At 63.1% G+C, this 15,856-nt stretch carries 16 protein-coding genes; 7 read left to right on the top strand and 9 right to left on the bottom strand.

Annotated elements, in window-relative coordinates; translation table 11 throughout:
* Positions 1 to 18: 18 nt before the first annotated feature.
* The 6 genes from GSQ92_RS12310 to GSQ92_RS12285 are packed head-to-tail and all read right to left on the bottom strand — an operon-like array spanning position 19 to position 5,494.
* Entirely contained in the window at positions 19 to 1,344 is a 1,326-nt protein-coding gene (locus GSQ92_RS12310) for an FAD-binding oxidoreductase (RefSeq protein WP_158805345.1), read from the bottom strand.
* 20 nt (positions 1,345 to 1,364) lie between these two features.
* Positions 1,365 to 2,363: an ABC transporter ATP-binding protein gene (locus GSQ92_RS12305; protein ID WP_158805344.1), complete on the bottom strand. Its 999-nt coding sequence runs from the start codon at positions 2,361 to 2,363 to the stop codon at positions 1,365 to 1,367.
* A complete protein-coding gene (locus GSQ92_RS12300; protein WP_254066609.1) occupies positions 2,360 to 3,364 on the bottom strand; it encodes an ABC transporter ATP-binding protein in 1,005 nt (334 codons plus the stop codon). The genes GSQ92_RS12305 and GSQ92_RS12300 overlap by 4 nt, the downstream gene beginning before the upstream one ends.
* A 13-nt stretch (positions 3,365 to 3,377) precedes the next feature.
* Entirely contained in the window at positions 3,378 to 4,283 is a 906-nt protein-coding gene (locus tag GSQ92_RS12295; protein ID WP_158805343.1) for an ABC transporter permease, read from the bottom strand.
* Positions 4,280 to 5,230, bottom strand: a complete 951-nt coding sequence (locus GSQ92_RS12290) for an ABC transporter permease (protein ID WP_158805342.1) — start codon at positions 5,228 to 5,230, stop codon at positions 4,280 to 4,282. The genes GSQ92_RS12295 and GSQ92_RS12290 overlap by 4 nt, the downstream gene beginning before the upstream one ends.
* Positions 5,231 to 5,236: 6 nt before the next feature.
* A complete protein-coding gene (locus tag GSQ92_RS12285; protein WP_216850527.1) occupies positions 5,237 to 5,494 on the bottom strand; it encodes an FAD-dependent oxidoreductase in 258 nt (85 codons plus the stop codon).
* A gap of 116 nt (positions 5,495 to 5,610) precedes the next feature.
* Between GSQ92_RS12285 and GSQ92_RS12280 the strand changes: the two genes are divergently transcribed.
* Positions 5,611 to 6,108, top strand: a complete 498-nt coding sequence (locus GSQ92_RS12280) for a MarR family winged helix-turn-helix transcriptional regulator (protein ID WP_158805341.1) — start codon at positions 5,611 to 5,613, stop codon at positions 6,106 to 6,108.
* A 23-nt stretch (positions 6,109 to 6,131) separates the two neighbouring features.
* Here GSQ92_RS12280 and GSQ92_RS12275 read toward each other — a convergent pair whose 3' ends face one another.
* Positions 6,132 to 6,821: an SDR family NAD(P)-dependent oxidoreductase gene (locus GSQ92_RS12275; RefSeq protein ID WP_158805340.1), complete on the bottom strand. Its 690-nt coding sequence runs from the start codon at positions 6,819 to 6,821 to the stop codon at positions 6,132 to 6,134.
* A gap of 205 nt (positions 6,822 to 7,026) precedes the next feature.
* On the opposite strand from GSQ92_RS12275, the gene GSQ92_RS12270 reads away from it, so the two are divergent.
* The 5 genes from GSQ92_RS12270 (at position 7,027) to cofC (ending at position 10,947) form a co-directional block, all read left to right on the top strand.
* Positions 7,027 to 7,425, top strand: coding sequence for a PPOX class F420-dependent oxidoreductase (locus GSQ92_RS12270; RefSeq protein ID WP_158805339.1), 399 nt, complete (start codon positions 7,027 to 7,029; stop codon positions 7,423 to 7,425).
* An 81-nt stretch (positions 7,426 to 7,506) separates the two neighbouring features.
* Positions 7,507 to 8,538 carry a glucose-6-phosphate dehydrogenase (coenzyme-F420) gene (gene fgd, locus GSQ92_RS12265; RefSeq protein ID WP_159013511.1) on the top strand — a complete coding sequence of 344 codons (1,032 nt, stop codon included), beginning with the start codon at positions 7,507 to 7,509 and terminating at the stop codon, positions 8,536 to 8,538.
* A complete protein-coding gene (gene cofE, locus GSQ92_RS12260) occupies positions 8,535 to 9,299 on the top strand; it encodes a coenzyme F420-0:L-glutamate ligase (RefSeq protein ID WP_158805337.1) in 765 nt (254 codons plus the stop codon). Before fgd ends, cofE begins: the two co-directional genes overlap by 4 nt.
* Positions 9,296 to 10,267 (top strand): 2-phospho-L-lactate transferase, encoded by a 972-nt coding sequence (gene cofD / locus GSQ92_RS12255; RefSeq protein WP_159013510.1) that lies wholly within the window; start codon positions 9,296 to 9,298, stop codon positions 10,265 to 10,267. The genes cofE and cofD overlap by 4 nt, the downstream gene beginning before the upstream one ends.
* The gene (gene cofC / locus GSQ92_RS12250; RefSeq protein ID WP_159013509.1) at positions 10,264 to 10,947 is read left to right on the top strand and encodes a 2-phospho-L-lactate guanylyltransferase; all 684 of its coding nucleotides are present in this window, start codon (positions 10,264 to 10,266) and stop codon (positions 10,945 to 10,947) included. The genes cofD and cofC overlap by 4 nt, the downstream gene beginning before the upstream one ends.
* 3 nt (positions 10,948 to 10,950) lie before the next feature.
* On the opposite strand, the gene cofH is transcribed toward cofC, so the two are convergent.
* Complete coding sequence (cofH, locus tag GSQ92_RS12245; protein WP_159013508.1) at positions 10,951 to 13,320, bottom strand: 5-amino-6-(D-ribitylamino)uracil--L-tyrosine 4-hydroxyphenyl transferase CofH; 2,370 nt, start codon at positions 13,318 to 13,320, stop codon at positions 10,951 to 10,953.
* Between the two features lie 146 nt (positions 13,321 to 13,466).
* Between cofH and GSQ92_RS12240 the strand changes: the two genes are divergently transcribed.
* Positions 13,467 to 14,321: a TIGR03620 family F420-dependent LLM class oxidoreductase gene (locus tag GSQ92_RS12240; RefSeq protein ID WP_254065900.1), complete on the top strand. Its 855-nt coding sequence runs from the start codon at positions 13,467 to 13,469 to the stop codon at positions 14,319 to 14,321.
* Between the two features lie 21 nt (positions 14,322 to 14,342).
* On the opposite strand, the gene GSQ92_RS12235 is transcribed toward GSQ92_RS12240, so the two are convergent.
* Positions 14,343 to 15,743, bottom strand: coding sequence for an MFS transporter (locus GSQ92_RS12235; protein WP_158805332.1), 1,401 nt, complete (start codon positions 15,741 to 15,743; stop codon positions 14,343 to 14,345).
* Positions 15,744 to 15,856 lie beyond the last annotated feature (113 nt).

Here is a 15,856-nt window from a genome sequence, read left to right as displayed (position 1 = left end):
GTCGCTCCTTTTTGTGGGTCAAAGCCCAGATTCGATGGTAATCGGTGAGCCGTCCGTAAATCGGCTGTAGCGGAAGGGCGTGGGATCGACGATGGTTCGGCGTCCCGTCGCGATTTCCGCGGCAAGGCGTCCTGCCGCCGGGCCGACGCCAAAACCATGGCCCGAGAAACCCGTGGCGACGACAAGGCCGGGCGTCCCATCAATCTCCGAAATCACCGGCACGACGTCGGGCGTCACATCGATCATCCCAGCCCAGTGCTGCGTGATCGTCATGTTGTGGAATATGGGGAAGACCTCGGCAATTGATTTCGCCGCCTCGGCGTTGATCGAACGCACTGGCTCGGGATCGAGCATGCGAATATTCTCGAACGGGCTTGGCTTGTCGAGCGACCATCGTTTCGGCGTCATCGCCTCCTGCAGGAAGCGGTGGTCGAGACGCAGCCGAAGTCCGCGCCTCTCGGCTCGCGCCGCCGGAAGGAATTCCCTGAAGAAATTGAATGTGTCGGGCGTGATCGGCACGACATTGCTTTGTCCATTCGCGATCGTGTAGCCGCCGTCCAGGCGTCGGCGATAGGCGAAGCGACCAAGCCAAGCAGAGGTCTCCGGCCCACCCTGAATGGGACCAGTGCGCAGCACAGAGGCCCGCACCTTAAGCTGCGGCAAGCGAATTCCGAGGCTGCCACAGAAAAGTCGCGACCATGCCCCGCCGGCCAGAATCGCGCTCTCACAGGCAATGCGACCGCGCTCCGTCACCACCCCCACGACGCGCCCTCCCTGCCGATCGAGACCGCGCACCGCGCAGTTTTCCACAATAATCGCTCCGGCCGCCCGCGCGGCTGCGGCGATCGCGGGCACGGCTTTTTGCGGCTCCGCTCGCCCGTCGGTCGCGGTATATAGCGCACCCTTGAATTGCTTTGTCGCCCCCGGAAGATGCGCGGCGAGTTCTTCCCCTTCGATAATTCGGCTGCCCATCTGATAGGGCCTCACCATGTCGAGCCAGCGCTCGTAGCGCTCACGCTCGCTGTCCGTCTCAGCAACATAGAGCACCCCGCTTTCACGGAAGCCCGTTTGAATACCCTCGCGCTCGATCTCGCCCCACATGCGGAGGCTCTCGATGATCAGGGGCACTTCCCGAAGATCGCGACCGGTCTTTCGCACCCATCCCCAGTTGCGGCTCGACTGCTCGCCGGCAAGCTTCCCTTTTTCGCAGAGCACGACGGAGATACCTTGGCGCGCGAGAAAAAACGCTGCACTGACCCCGATGATGCCGCCTCCGATCACGACGACATCCGCCTGGGTGGGCGGTGTCTCATCGGTCGTGACCGGGTCGATTAGTGGTCCCATCAAGCAATTCCTTCAGGCATTCAGCGGAGACGAGGGAGAGGCGCCACATCGGATAGCGGTGAGGCAAGAACGAGTTCCGGTCGGTGGCAAGCGGCAAGATGACCGGGCGAGCGCTCCACAAGCGACGGCACTTCGACGGCGCAGTCCGGTTCCGCATAGCGGCACCGGGTTCGGAACGGGCAACCGGATGGAGGCGACACAGGGCTCGGCACATCCCCCTGGAGCAGGATGCGGTCTCGCCGGCCGCCAAGATCGGGAACGGCGGAAAACAACGCTTCCGTGTAAGGATGCCGCGGACGATTAAACAGCGACAGCGTGTCCGCAATCTCGACGACCCGGCCGAGATACATCACCGCTATCCGATCCGAAATCATGCCGACAACCGCAATGTCATGCGCGATGAAGAGGATGGAGAGCCCGAGCCGCTCTCGCAGGTCGAGCAACAGGTTCACGACCTGCGCCTGAACCGAAACGTCGAGGGCGGAAACCGGCTCATCCGCCACCAGAAGTTCGGGACGGCAGATCAGAGCGCGCGCGATGCCGATGCGTTGTCGCTGGCCGCCGGAGAATTCATGCGGATAGCGGTCGGCGGCTTCGGCAAAGAGTCCAACCGTGCGCAGCATTTCCTCAATACGGCTCCGCCGGTCAGCACGGCCGAGTGACGGCTCGTGCACCTGCAGCGGGATAGCGAGGATCTGTTCCACGCTCATGCGGGGATTGAGCGATGCGTAGGGGTCCTGGAAGACGAGCTGCATATGCCGCCGCACTTTCCGCAGCGCACGACGGGAGAGATGCGTCACGTCCTGGCCGCGGAAAACAATCTCGCCCGCGCTAGGTGGGGTGAGTCGCAACACGACGCGCCCGAGCGTCGTCTTGCCGGAACCACTCTCACCCACCACGCCAAGAACCTCACCGGCGCGCAAGGTAAAGGACACGCCGTTAACCGCGCGCAGCGTGCGCCCGCCAGCGACGGGATAGTGCTTGGCAAGATCAGTGACTTGGAGAAGTGGGCTGTTCACACTGTGATCTCTCGCCAGCGGGCGCAGCGCACCGTGTGTCCGTCTGACACATATTCCAAGGCCGGGCGCGCCGTCTCACAGGGATCCGGTCGCGCATGAGCGCAGCGCGGATGGAAGGTGCAGCCAGCAGGCCGGGTGTTTGGGTCGGGCACATTCCCGGGAATGGCGGCGAGCCGACCACCACGGCGACGCACGTCGTCAAGTCGCGGAACAGAGCCGATCAGCCCGGCACTATATGGCATCTGCGGCCGGTGCAGCAGTACGTCGACGGGCGCGTCCTCCACGACCTGACCCGCATACATAACGAGCACGCGGTCCGCTACCTCCGCCACGACACCAAGATTATGCGTGATGAAGATCACCGACATGCCCGTTTCGTGTTGCAGCGCGCGGATCAGCTCCAGAATCTGCGCCTGGATCGTGACGTCGAGCGCCGTCGTTGGCTCATCAGCAATCAGCACGCGAGGGCGGCAAGCGAGGGCCATCGCAATCATCGCGCGCTGCCGCATTCCGCCAGAAAGCTGGTGCGGGAAAGCACGGGCGCGCAATGCAGGCTCCGGGATTCCGACATGATCGAGCAGCGCGATCGCACGTTTCTCCGCCGCACGAGGCGAAAGGCGCTCGTGCGCGAGCAGTCCCTCCACGATCTGTGCTCCAATGCGATGCACAGGATTGAGCGACGTCATCGGCTCCTGGAAGATCATGCCGACGTCGCGGCCACGCACGCTCGCCATGCGCGTCTCTGGCAGCGAGAGGAGGGCAAGCGCCTCACCGTCCTGGCGCATGAAGGTTGCGCGCCCTCGCACCACGCAATTCGGCGGCCCGCCTAGCAAGCGCATCAACGCGAGGGCGGTGACGCTCTTGCCCGAGCTCGATTCACCGACAATGGCCAGCGTCTCCCCCTCGCGCAGACGGAAGGAGACGCCCTCGACCGCGTCCACCACCCCGCTCTCGCCGCGAAAGCGGACAGCAAGATCCTCGACCATGAGGACATCGGTCAAGGATACCCGCTCCTCAACGATGCACGTCCAGCCTGGGGTCGAGCGCGTCGCGCAAACCGTCCCCGAGAAAGTTGAAGCCGGTAACGGCGAGCGTGATGACCGCGCCGGGGAAAATCGCGAGCCATGGTGCCGAGGTGAGGTATTCTTGTGCGTTGTTCAGCATATTGCCCCAGGAAGGCGTGGGCGGCTGAATGCCATAGCCGAGATAGCTTGCGTAGCTCTCCAGCAAAATGGCACGGGCCACGTTCAGCGTCGCCGCGACGACGATTGGCGCCATGATATTGGGCAGCAGCTCGCGCAACATGAGATGCGCGTCGGATACGCCGATCGCCTCCGCCGCTATCGCGAAGTCGCGTTCTCGCAGCGAGCGGACCTGTCCCTCCACGACGCGTGCCACTTCCATCCAGGCGGTCAGCGCCACAATGAGCGTGATGGTCAACACGCCGGGACTGACCAGCGCCGCGAGCGTCAGCAGGAGGAAGATGGCCGGAAAGGAAAGCACCGCATCGACGAAGCGCATCAGCGCGGTGCCTACCCAGCCGCCGTAGAAGCCGGCGACAAGGCCGATGACAACCCCGACGGCCGTGCTGAGTCCCATCGCCGCGAAACCGACAGTCAGAGAAATTCGACCGGCAAGCAGCAGCCGTACCAGCAAGTCCCGCCCGAGTTGGTCCGAACCCAGCCAGTGTCGGCCCTCGAATGGCGGTTGGAACCGGTGACGCAGATCGATGGTGAGCGGGCCGTATGGTGACAAATAAGGTCCGAGCGCACAGGCAACCACGAGAACGATGATCGCTACGAGGCCGAACATGGCTAGCCGGTGTCGCATGAAACGGCGCAGCGCGGGGCGGCGGGCAGCGGATGGCGCCGCCAGAACGGGCGGAGGAAGTTCGGCAGCCGATGGGGCGACGGCGCTCATGCGAGCCGGATCCTTGGATCCGCCACCACATAGAGCAGGTCCGCGACCAGGTTGCCTAACAGCACAAGCAAAGCTGAGAACATGAGCAGCCCCATCACCACCGGGTAGTCGCGATAACTGATGGAATCGAGAAAGAGCCGCCCCATGCCGGGCCAGGTGAACACTGTCTCGGTCACGAGCGCGCCGCCGAGCAAGGTCGGCAGTTGCAGGCCAGCGACGGTGATCATCGGCAACAACGCATTCCGCAGCGCATGGTGAATGAGCACGGCGCGCGGCCTCAGACCTTTCGCGCGCGCGGTGCGGATATAGTCCTGGCTGATCACGTCCAGCATCGAGGCCCGCATATAGCGGCTCCAGGTCGCGATCGTGACGAGCGTCAGGACGAGACAGGGCAAGACGAGGTGCCGCGCATAGTCCAACAGCGAGGCGTCGCCGTTCGTGTACATATCCCCGGACGGCAACCAACCGAGCCAGACGGAGAAGAGATAGATCATGACCAGCCCGAACCAAAATGTCGGGATCGAAAGCCCGACCATCGCACCGATCGTGGCGAGATAGTCGGCGAGCGAGTAGCGGCGGATCGCACCCAGCACACCCACCCATGTTCCGAAGATAATGGCGAGCAGAGTGGAACTGACCATCAGCTCCAGCGTCGCCCAAAGATGCGACACGATGATCGCGAGCACCGGCTGCTGGTCGCGGTAGGAACGGCCCCAGTCACCGCGTAGCAAATGTCCCGCCCACTCGGCGTATTGGATCGGCAGCGGGCGATCGAGGCCCATCTGGTGCGAGAGCCGCGCCAGCGTGGCTGCCGACATCCCGGGCGTCAAGGCGAATTGGCTGAGCGGACCGCCTGGCGTCAGGTGCAGCAAGCCGAAGCCGATCATCGACACCAAAACAAGCAGCACCAGGCTTTGGCCGAGCCGGTGGAGCACATAGCGGGTCATCTGCCGTCAGCCATGCAGGGCCACCGGCGCCATCACCGCAGCCTGTTTCGCGAAACGCTCCGAGGCGAAACAGCCAGATTGCCGCACGCAGGCTAGCGTCCATCCACAGCCCATTGCCGCGGGGCTGAACCGATCGACCAGCGTGACCGAGACGCCCGCGAGCGCCAGCTCGCAGGCTGTGGCAGCCCCGCTGATGCCCGCCCCCACGACAACGACATCCGCCATGCCGTCCATGCCCCCTGCAACCCGACCCAGCCGACGCAAGCGCCATGCCAGGCGCAACCCCGCAGAGCAGCCTAGACAATTGTTGTCAGCTACAGCAATTGCCAAACTGCTTGGCGGATCGTCTCACCGGTCGCACAGTAACGAAGAGGCGCAGAATGGACGCGCGCAACGGCCCCGATATCTCGGTTTTGACGGACATGCTGAGCTTCCAGCTTCGGATGCTGAGCCAGGCGATCAACCGCGCCTATGACGACGCTTTCTCCGCCACCGAAGCGTCGAGCGGGACAGGCAAGCTCACGACCCTCCTGCTCGTCTCGGCCAACCCTGGCATGAGTCAGAGCGAGGCGGGCCGGGTGCTCGGCAAGGACCGGCCAGCGATGGTCCGGATCGTCGATCATCTGGAGCGCGCCGGCCTATTGCGACGCGAGCCGGACCCTGCCGAGCGAAGACGCCACGCGCTCACGCTCACGCCGAGAGGCGAGGCCGAAATCGGGCGCTACATGGCGATCGCAAAGGCCTATGACGGCGCGTTCTTCTCGGCTCTAACCGAAGAAGAGCGTCGCGGTCTCGCCCGGATCGCGCGAAAACTAAGGCGCATCCACCAGCCTGAGACGCTTGGCCTGGACTCCGCGACGGCAAATTCTCGCAGTTGATGCGCCCATAGCGCACGTGCGGCCTAAAGCCTGCCCTCAACGCGCCAATTCACGCCGATCTCCGCCACGCTCGCGTTATTGGGCAAGTCGAGCGCCAGCTCGACCAGCCGCGCGACCTCCTCGGGCTGGGTCATCGTGCCCGGGTCCGTATCAGTCACCGCCCTCGCCATATCGGTCGCGACGAAGCCTGGGCAGATGGCGGTCGCGCGGATGCCGCGGTCCCAGCCAGCATGGCGCAGGCCATGCGCCAGGCCAGTCGCGGCGAACTTCGTCATGGCATAGGCGCCCGAGGCGGCCGAAGCGACGCGGAGGCCGGAGAGGGAGGAAATTATGACCACGCGCCCTCGCCCGCATGCCGTAAGAGCCGGCCAGGCGGCGCGCGCGAGGCGTTGCGGCGCCAGGACATTGACCGCGAACATCGCGGCCATGTCCTCGTCAGTCGCATCGACCACCGATTTCGACACCGAGATACCGGCATTGCACACAAGAGCATCGATCCGTCCGAAGCGAGCCAAGGTTGCCGCCACCCATTCTGCCTCGGCATCCCGGGAACCGGCCTCGTAGGCGTGGACCAGAGCATCTCCGACGGGTTTAGGACTGCGCATACCGAGGGAGAGCGTCCAGCCCGTAGCACCAAGGCGCTCGGCGATGGCGGCACCGATGCCGCGGCTGGCACCCGAGATCATGGCGACGCGGGAAATGGCCTCAGGCATATCGATGCGCTTTCGATGCTGCGGCGCATAGGAACCCGCCCGGGCCGCTTATTCAAGCATGCGCGCTCGGACAATCCGTCAGCCCGCCTCCCAGTTACCTTCGTTGCAATCCTTCGTAGCCGCGACTAGGGTAGCTCTCGCTGATGATACGGCATCCTGCCAAGAAATAACCAAACACACGGCGCACGCCAACAAAGAGGCAATCATGGTAGCAATTCCAGCAGAGTATCTTGATTTGCTTCAGCAGAAAACTTCCTTCGCGCATCTCGCAACGATCATGAAGGACGGATCGCCGCAGGTGACCCCTGTCTGGTTCGACTACACTAATGGAAAAATCCGCGTAAACTCGGCTAAGGGCCGCGTGAAGTCTCGCAATATGCAGGAAGGATCGCCGGTTGCACTTTCGATACTCGACCCCGAAAATGCCTATCGCTACATTCAGATCCGCGGACGGGTCTCACGGGTGACCGAGGAAGGCGCCGACGCGCATATCGATTCACTCGCCAAGAAGTATTTGGGGAAAGACAAGTATCCCTTCGGCCAGCCGGGCGAAGTGCGGGTCACCTTCGAAATCGAACCTGGCGCCACTCAGGTAATGGGCTGAGGCGACCAGTCGTCTAGGGCGGCCGCTGGTTAATCGTGCTGGCGGTTCGGCGAGCGATTGCAAGATGTTGGAGAGTGGCTCGTGCTGAGACTAGGATACAAGGCGTCGGCGGAGCAGTTTGGCCCTGTGGAGCTGCTCGACTTCGCTTGCCTTGCGGAAAAAGCAGGCTTCGACTCTGTCTTTGTTAGTGACCACTTCCAGCCATGGAAGCATCACGACGGCCACGCGCCTTTCTCGCTCGCCTGGCTAGGCGCATTGGGTGCGCGGACGTCGCGCATCACCATCGGCACCAGCGTAATGACTCCGACCTTCCGTTATCATCCCGCGGTTGTGGCGCAGGCTTTTGCAACACTCGGCGTGATGTTCCCGGGGCGGATTGTGCTTGGCATCGGCACCGGCGAGTCACTTAACGAAGTGCCTTCCACGGGCATGGCGTGGCCTGACTTCAAGGAACGGTTCGCGCGCCTGCGTGAAGCCGTCACGCTGATCCGTCGCCTCTGGACCGAGGAGCGGCTGACCTTCGAGGGTCAATTCTATCGCACCCAGAGTGCCACCATCTACGACCGGCCCGCGACCCCGGTGCCGATCTATGTCGCGGCGGCTGGCGCCCTCATCGCCAAATATGCCGGCCGGGTTGGTGACGGGTTGATCTGCACCAGCGGCAAAGCGCGGGAACTCTACACCGAGACATTATTGCCGAAGGTCGCCGAAGGACTGAGCGATGCGGAATCAAAACGCCCAGACTACGCGCGGATGATCGAGATCAAGGTCTCGTTCGATGCGGATAGGGACCGTGCACTGCAAGATACCCGGCACTGGGCGGTTCTCGCCTTAACGCCAGAAGAAAAAGTCTCGGTCGAAAATCCCGATGAAATGGAACGTCTCGCCGCCGGTCTCTCGGCGGAGCGAGCCGCCAGCCGTTGGATCGTCTCCAATGACCCGGATGAGCACGTCGAGCGAATCAGCTATTATGTAGACCTAGGCTTCGAACATTTGGTCTTTCATGCGCCGGGTCCGGACCAGGAGCGGTTTATCCGGCTGTATTCCGAGCAAATACTCCCCCGCCTCCGCCGCCGCTTTGGCGGATCGGGCGAAAACACAACGGGCGCATGATCGGCCTAGAGATTGTTGCGCTACGAGGCCTTCCGAAGGTTAAGAGTGGCGACGATTTAAGCGACTTGGTGGCGTCCGCCCTTGCGTCGAGCGATATAATGCTGTGCGCCGGAGACGTGCTGGTCGTGGCGCAAAAGATCGTCTCGAAGGCCGAAGGTCGAATAATCGATCTGGCGACAATCGAACCCTCGGCGCGCGCGATCGCGCTGGCCTCGGAGATCCGAAAGGACCCGAGGCTCGTGGAGGTCATCCTTTCCGAATCTGTGCGCGTAGTTCGCAACCGGCCCGGCGTATTGATCGTTGAACACCGGCTCGGCCACATCATGGCGAATGGCGGCGTGGATCAGTCAAATGTCGCACCGGCGGGCGCGGGCCAATACGCGCTGCTGCTGCCCGAGGATCCTGACCGAAGTGCCGAGCATCTGCGGCGTCGCCTGGCCACGCTGACGGGCGTAGACGTCGCGGTGATCATCAACGACAGTTTTGGACGGCCTTGGCGGCAAGGAACCGCAGGTGTCGCGATCGGCGTTGCGGGGCTGCCTGCGATACTCGATCTACGCGGACAACCAGACCTCTTCGATCGAAAGCTTGAGGCCAGCATCATAGGCTTTGCCGACGAAATCGCTTCCGCCGCCTCGCTGCTGATGGGCCAAGCGGATGAGGGGCTGCCAGTTGTTCTGGTTCGCGGACTGCGCTGGTCAGCCGATCATTCTACGGCGGCCGCGATCCTACGTCCGCCCGAGGAGGATCTGTTCCGGTGACACGGGATCTCGTGGTCGCGCTATCAGGCGGCATCGGCGGCGCGAAACTTGCTTTGGGTTTAAGCCGCATCCTTCCAGCCGAGAATCTGCTCGTCGTCGCCAATACGGGCGACGACTTCGAACACCTGGGCCTGCATGTCTCGCCCGATATCGACACGCTCATGTACACGCTCGCCGGCTTGGACAATACGGAGCTCGGCTGGGGCCGACGGGACGAGAGCTGGTCGTTCATGGAAACTCTGACCGCGCTCGGCGGAGAGGACTGGTTCCGGCTCGGGGATCGCGACCTGGCCGTGCATGTCGAACGAACGCGGAGACTGCGCCTTGGCCAGACGCTGGCGGAGGTTACAAGCGAGTTCTGCCGTCGCCTCGGGGTCCATCCTCGCGTTCTTCCCATGACCGACGACCCGGTTCGCACCCGACTGCACACGGATGAGGGTTGGCTGGATTTCCAGGACTATTTCGTGCGCCTGCAATGCCGCCCGACGGTGCGAGAGCTTGTGTTCGCGGGGGCGGAGAGCGCCCTGGCGCATCCGGACTTGCTCGAGGCCCTAAGCAGCGCACGGTTACGCGCGGTCATTATCTGCCCATCCAACCCGTTCATCAGCGTCGAGCCTATCCTGGCGGTGCCGGGTGTGCGCCAAGCGCTTTCGGCGTGCCCTGCGCCTGTCGTCGCGGTGTCGCCGATCATTGGCGGCCGCGCGGTCAAAGGGCCGACAGCCAAGATGATGACCGAGCTTGGACTTCAGCCAAGCGCTGCGGCTGTTGCCGCGCGCTATGGCGATCTCCTGGATGCCTACGTCATGGATGTCGGAGACGCCGGGGAAGCTGAAGGATTGTCCCCAATCGTCACCCTCGCCCCGACGTTGATGACTAGCCTCGCGGATCGCGAGGTCTTGGCGCGCGTGGTTCTCGATGCGGCCGATGCGGTCCCGCCCGCCAGACGCCGCCGAGCACCTTCATCATGAGTGGGATTTGGGCAGTCGTGCCCATCAAGGAGTTCTCAGGCGCCAAGCAGCGACTGACCCCTCGCCTCTCGCCCCAGCAGCGTCAGTCGCTCGCCGCGATCATGGTCGAGGATGTGCTTTACACTCTGGCCACGGTGCCCCAGCTCGCCGGGATAGTGGTTGTCACCATCGATCCGCTTGCGAGATCGCTCGCCGAACGTTACGGCGCGCGGGTCGTGACTGACGGGGCGCGCGACGGGCATACGGGCGCTGTCACATCGGCAGCGCGGCTTCTAGCCCGGGAACGTCTCGACGGCATGATCACCCTGCCGGGCGATATTCCACGCATTCAGGCGTCCGAGGTGACGGCCGCTTTGGCCGCTCACAAATCCGCTCCTGCCTTTACGATCGTGCCGGCACATGACGAGTTGGGATCCAACGCGATCATCTGCTCACCGCCGGATGCAGTTCCCTTTCGTTTTGGAGAGGACAGCTTCTTCCCGCATCTGGACGCCGCACGACGCGCCGGAATCGCGCCGTCGATCCTTCATCAGCCGGGGATCGCCATGGATATCGACCACCCCGCCGATCTCTTGGCGTTCCTACAAATGTCGCCTCGCATACCCACCCGGACACTCGCCTTTCTGGAGCAATCCGGGATCGCGGGCGAACTCCTGGCCGAGGCCACGGCAGCCCGGTAAGGGCTATCCCACCACCGCAAGCTTCCGCGGCGGCGTCAATATAACTGGAGCCAGCACGGCCGCACGCATCGATGCTTGGCGACGTTCCGTCATAACCGGACCATACGAAGTGCTGCGCTGTTCAGGCTGGCGCCCGAGAGAGCGGATCAATTGCTCCATCGCCTCGGGTGGAAATTCCTGACCGTGCTCGGTACCAGCCGCGCGGGAAATGCTCTCGTTCATCAGCGTGCCGCCGAGGTCATTGGCCCCCGCCTTCAGACAGGCCGCCGCCCCTTGAGGCCCCATCTTGACCCAGGATGTTTGAATATTCGTGATCCCCGGGTGCAAGGTCAGGCGCGCCACTGCGTGCATCAATACCGCTTCGCGAAACGTCGGCCCGCGCCGAGCGCGGCCACGCAGATACATCGGCGCTTCCATATGCACGAACGGCAAAGGAACGAATTCGGTGAAGCCGCCGGTCTCCTTCTGCAAATCACGCAGCGCGAGAAGGTGCTTGGCCCAGGAAGAGGATTGCTCCAGATGCCCATACATGATCGTTGACGTCGTTCGCAGCCCGAGACCATGCGCCGCGCGGGCCACATCGAGCCACTCGGCCGTCGTCAGCTTGTCCGGGCAGATCTTCGCACGCACTTCGTCATCCAGGATTTCCGCTGCCGTGCCCGGCAAGGTTCCCAAACCAGCTGTCTTCAGCGCCGCAAGAAACGAGCGGACGGATAGTCCGAGCGTAGCCGCGCCCTGAGTGACCTCAAGCGGCGAAAATGCGTGAATATGCATACCCGGGACGGCTGCCTTGATGGCCCGGCATATGCCGAGATAGGTCTCGCCCGTGTACTCGGGGTGGATACCACCCTGCAGGCAAAGTTCTGTGGCGCCCCGGTCCCACGCTTCCACTGCGCGGCGCACGATCTCCTCAAGCGCAAGATCATAGGGCGCGCCCCGCAGCGCCTCATGCTTTTTGCCTTTCGAAAATGCGCAGAACTGGCAACGATAGTAGCAGATGTTGGTGTAGTTAATGTTGCGGTTGACAACGTACCGGATGGTGTCGCCACTCACCGCTTGGCGCAATTCATCCGCCGCAAACGTGACGCGCTCAAAATCGGCATCGCGTGTTGCGAAAAGCCGCACGATCTCAGGCTCTTCGAGGCGGTCGCCACCCACGGCCTTGGCGATGATCCTATCCACAGCCGGATCGACGGAACGCGCGAGGATCGCGGGCATCCGCGGCGACACCAGGCTGCCGGGCGCCCAATCATCATCGCGCGCGAGGCCCTCGGCGTCGCTCATACGGAGCACCCGGCTCGCAACCTCGGGCGCCAGCCAGATCTCGGATGATCGCGCATAGGACGGGTAAACGGGCAGCCGATTGACCAGCAGCTTGCCGGCGTCAGCGGTTTGTCGAGCGAGTTCGACGATAGCAGGCCATGGCGCCTCCGGATTGACGTGATCCGGAGTCACCGGGGAAACGCCACCCCAATCATTGATCCCCGCCGCGATCAGCCGCGGAAACACGCCCGGCGAGAGATTGGGAGGCGCCTGGATATTCATCTCCGAACCGAGAATTAGCCGAGCAGCAGCGACGGTCCAAAGTAGGTCATCCAAATCCGGCTCAGCGGCGTTGGCGCGTTTGGTGCCAGGTTTCGCACGGAAATTCTGGACGATAACTTCCTGGACGTGACCGTACTCCGCATGGATCTCGCGGATGGCGCATAGCGCGTCCAGCCGCTCCCGCCTCGTCTCTCCGATACCGATCAGGATTCCGGTCGTGAACGGGACCTGCAACTCTCCCGCCAGCCGCAGCGTGTCGAGCCGCAATTGCGGCCGTTTGTCAGGCGAACCATAGTGAACCCCGCCCGGCTCGCATAGCCGCTCGCTCAGGGACTCCAGCATGATGCCCTGACTCGCTGTAACCGTGCGCAGCCCGGCTATTTCCTCCCGGCTCATCAGCCCCGGATTGGCGTGCGGCAGCAGCCCGGTTTCCCGCAGAACCAGCGCGCACATCGCCTCCAGGTAGCCAATTGTCGTTTCATGCCCAAGCGCGGCGAGCGCGTCCCTTGCGGCGTGATAACGCAGCTCAGGCTTGTCCCCGAGCGTGAACAGCGCTTCCGTGCAACCGGCGGCAGCCCCGGCCCGTGCTATCGAAAGCACATCATCGGGCGAGAGATACGCCGCCTTCCCAGCACGCGGACGTTGGGCAAAAGTGCAGTAGTGGCAGACATCGCGGCATAAATGTGTGAGCGGAATGAACACTTTCCGCGAATACGACATCAGTCGGCCATGGCCCTCGTCACGGGAACGCTCCGCTCGCGGCATCAGCTCCATCAGCGGCGCATCAAGCAACCACTGTGTCAGCGCCGAATCATTCGTTACGGTCATCGCCTGTCACCTTCGACACTGCCTGGCATGCTCCTGCGTCGCCTCGGATGCGGCCGGCCGCATGATGTGGTATCCTCCCGCATGATGCAAATTGCGCGGACGCATAGCGGACCGTGACGCAATTGGAGGGTGGAATCTTGAGGCAGATGGGCCGGCTCGGCGTTTGGTATCCGATTGATCGTCTGGACGGCCAGGAGATCACGAACCTGATCGAAACGGTCGAAGAACTCGGTTATGCGACCTTCTGGTATCCTGAGGCGTTCGGTTACGAATCGCTGTCGGTTGCGAGCTTCATGCTCGCGAATACCAAGCGATTGATGATCGGGAGCTCCATTGCCAATATCTATGCGCGCGACGCCTTCGCGGCTCGGCGCGGCCTTCTCACCTTGTCAAAGCTTTATGGTGACCGGTTCATTCTCGGCCTTGGCGTGAGCCACGTGCCCTTGGTGGAAGCGTTGCGCGGCCATGCCTATGATAAGCCGGTGCCCACCATGCGGCGCTATCTGGATGGCCTCTACCAGGATCAGCCGGGCAGCGAGGATTGGCCGGTGGTACTGGCGGCGCTGGGTCCGCTGATGCTCAAGCTCGCCGGAGAGCGGACGCTGGGCGCCGTTCCTTACAACGTGACGCCCGAGCATACCCGAGCGGCGAAAGCGGTGCTCGGGCCGGACAAGTGGCTGGCCGTGGAGCAAAAGGTCTGCCTCGAGACCGACGCGGCGACAGCCCGAAAGCTCGGCCGGCAGGAGCTGAAGCCCTACCTGACTCTGACCAACTATCGCAACAACTGGCTGCGGATGGGGTTCACGGAAGCCGACCTCGCCGACGGTGGCACGGACCGTTTCATCGATTCGATGGTCCTGTGGGGCGATGCGCCAACCATCACCCGCGGGTTGCACGCGCATTTCGAGGCCGGGGCCACCCATGTCTGCGTCCAGCCGGTCCACACGGCCGGGGACACGGCGGCGCGCGACCGGACCTTGAAGGCGCTTTCCGGGGTCTGACCGTCGCCCCTCCAATGCTCGTCAGTGGGAGATCTGCTCCAACTCCATGTCTTTAGTACGCGGGCCGAAGATGCTGATGGACAACACCACCATCAGCATCGCAAAGGCAATCAGCCCGAACACGCCCTTGGTCCCGGCGGCGTGCAGGAAGAAGCCGATGATGAAGCTCGCAAAGACTGTGCTGATGCGACTGAACGAATAGGTAAAGCCCACCGCCCGGGCCCGCACCCGCGTGGGGAACAACTCGGTCTGGTAGCCATGAAAGGTGTTGGACAGAACGTTGTTGGACAAGGTGATCAACACCCCGAAGACGATAAGCAATGCGATGGTGGTCTGGAGCGAGAACAGCACCCCGCACACGCCGACGCCGCAGGCCGCGGCCACGATTTGCCATTTGCGCTCGAATTTGTCCGCGAAGGTCATTGCCAGCATGGGGCCGAAGGGGCTGGCGATGGCGATAATGAAGGAATAGAGCAGGCTCGCGCTCAGATGGATGCCGACCTGCTGCGCGATCAATGTCGGCACCCAGGCCGCGAAGCCGTAGAAGCCAAAGGTTTGGAAGAACTGGAACACCATCAGCATGATCGTGCGCTGGCGATAGGGCGGCTTCCAGATTTCGGTGAAACTGCCCTGAGCTTCCGCGCGTTCCAGGGCATGCGTTGCCGGCGCCGGCAACGACCCGCCCCCTAGATCGGCGACCACTCTGGCTTCGATCGCCGCCGTGATGGCGCCTGCTTCCTCCAGGCGGCCTTGCTGGATCAGCCAGCGCGGGCTCTCCGGCAGCCCTCGGCGCAAAAACCAGACGGCCACTGCGCTGGCTGAGCCGATCACGACCACCCAGCGCCAACCATCGATGCCAAACGGCGCGATAGGCACCAGCATATAGGCGAGGAACGCCACGATCGGCACCGCGAGAAACTGGACAGTCTGGTTGTAAGCAAAGGCCCGCCCCCGGACCTGTTTGGGCACCAGCTCGGCGATATACGTGTCGATCGTCACCAATTCGACGCCGATCCCGATACCCGCGATCAGTCGCCACAGGCAGACCCCGAAGCCACTGTTTTGGAAGGCCATGATCAGCGTCGCGGCGCAGTAGAACAGCAGCGAAAAGGTGAAGATCGTGCGGCGGCCATATTTGTCGGCCACGAATCCAAAGACGAAGGTGCCGATGAACAGGCCGACGAAGGTCGCTGCCACAAACAGCGCGGGTCCGGTGAAAATCGCGACGCTCGCCTTGGTCAGTAGACCCGCCTTGACCAGGCCTGGGATCACGTAGCCGGTCATGAACAAGTCATAGAACTCGAACAGGCCCCCCAGAGACAGAAGCGTTACAAGCTTCCAAATGGATCGCGTCGCGGGCAAGCGGTCCAGCCTCGCAAGGATCGCCGTGGCAGCGTCTCGATCCATCGTCACGTCCTGCATGGCGTTTCCCGCTTCCTCGGTTTTGCGACTCCCGTGCTGTCATGCGGCCACGTTGGGTGGATTTTGGCAATTCCCGGAGCTGCGGCTAGTGCCCGGAAACGAGCCACAGGTGC

The sequence above is a fragment of the Acidisoma sp. S159 genome (assembly GCF_009766125.1).
In the GTDB taxonomy this organism is placed as follows: Bacteria; Pseudomonadota; Alphaproteobacteria; order Acetobacterales; family Acetobacteraceae; genus Acidisoma.
The sequence above is the reverse complement of the archived record's forward strand: the minus strand, read 5'-3'. Positions and strand labels throughout refer to the sequence as shown.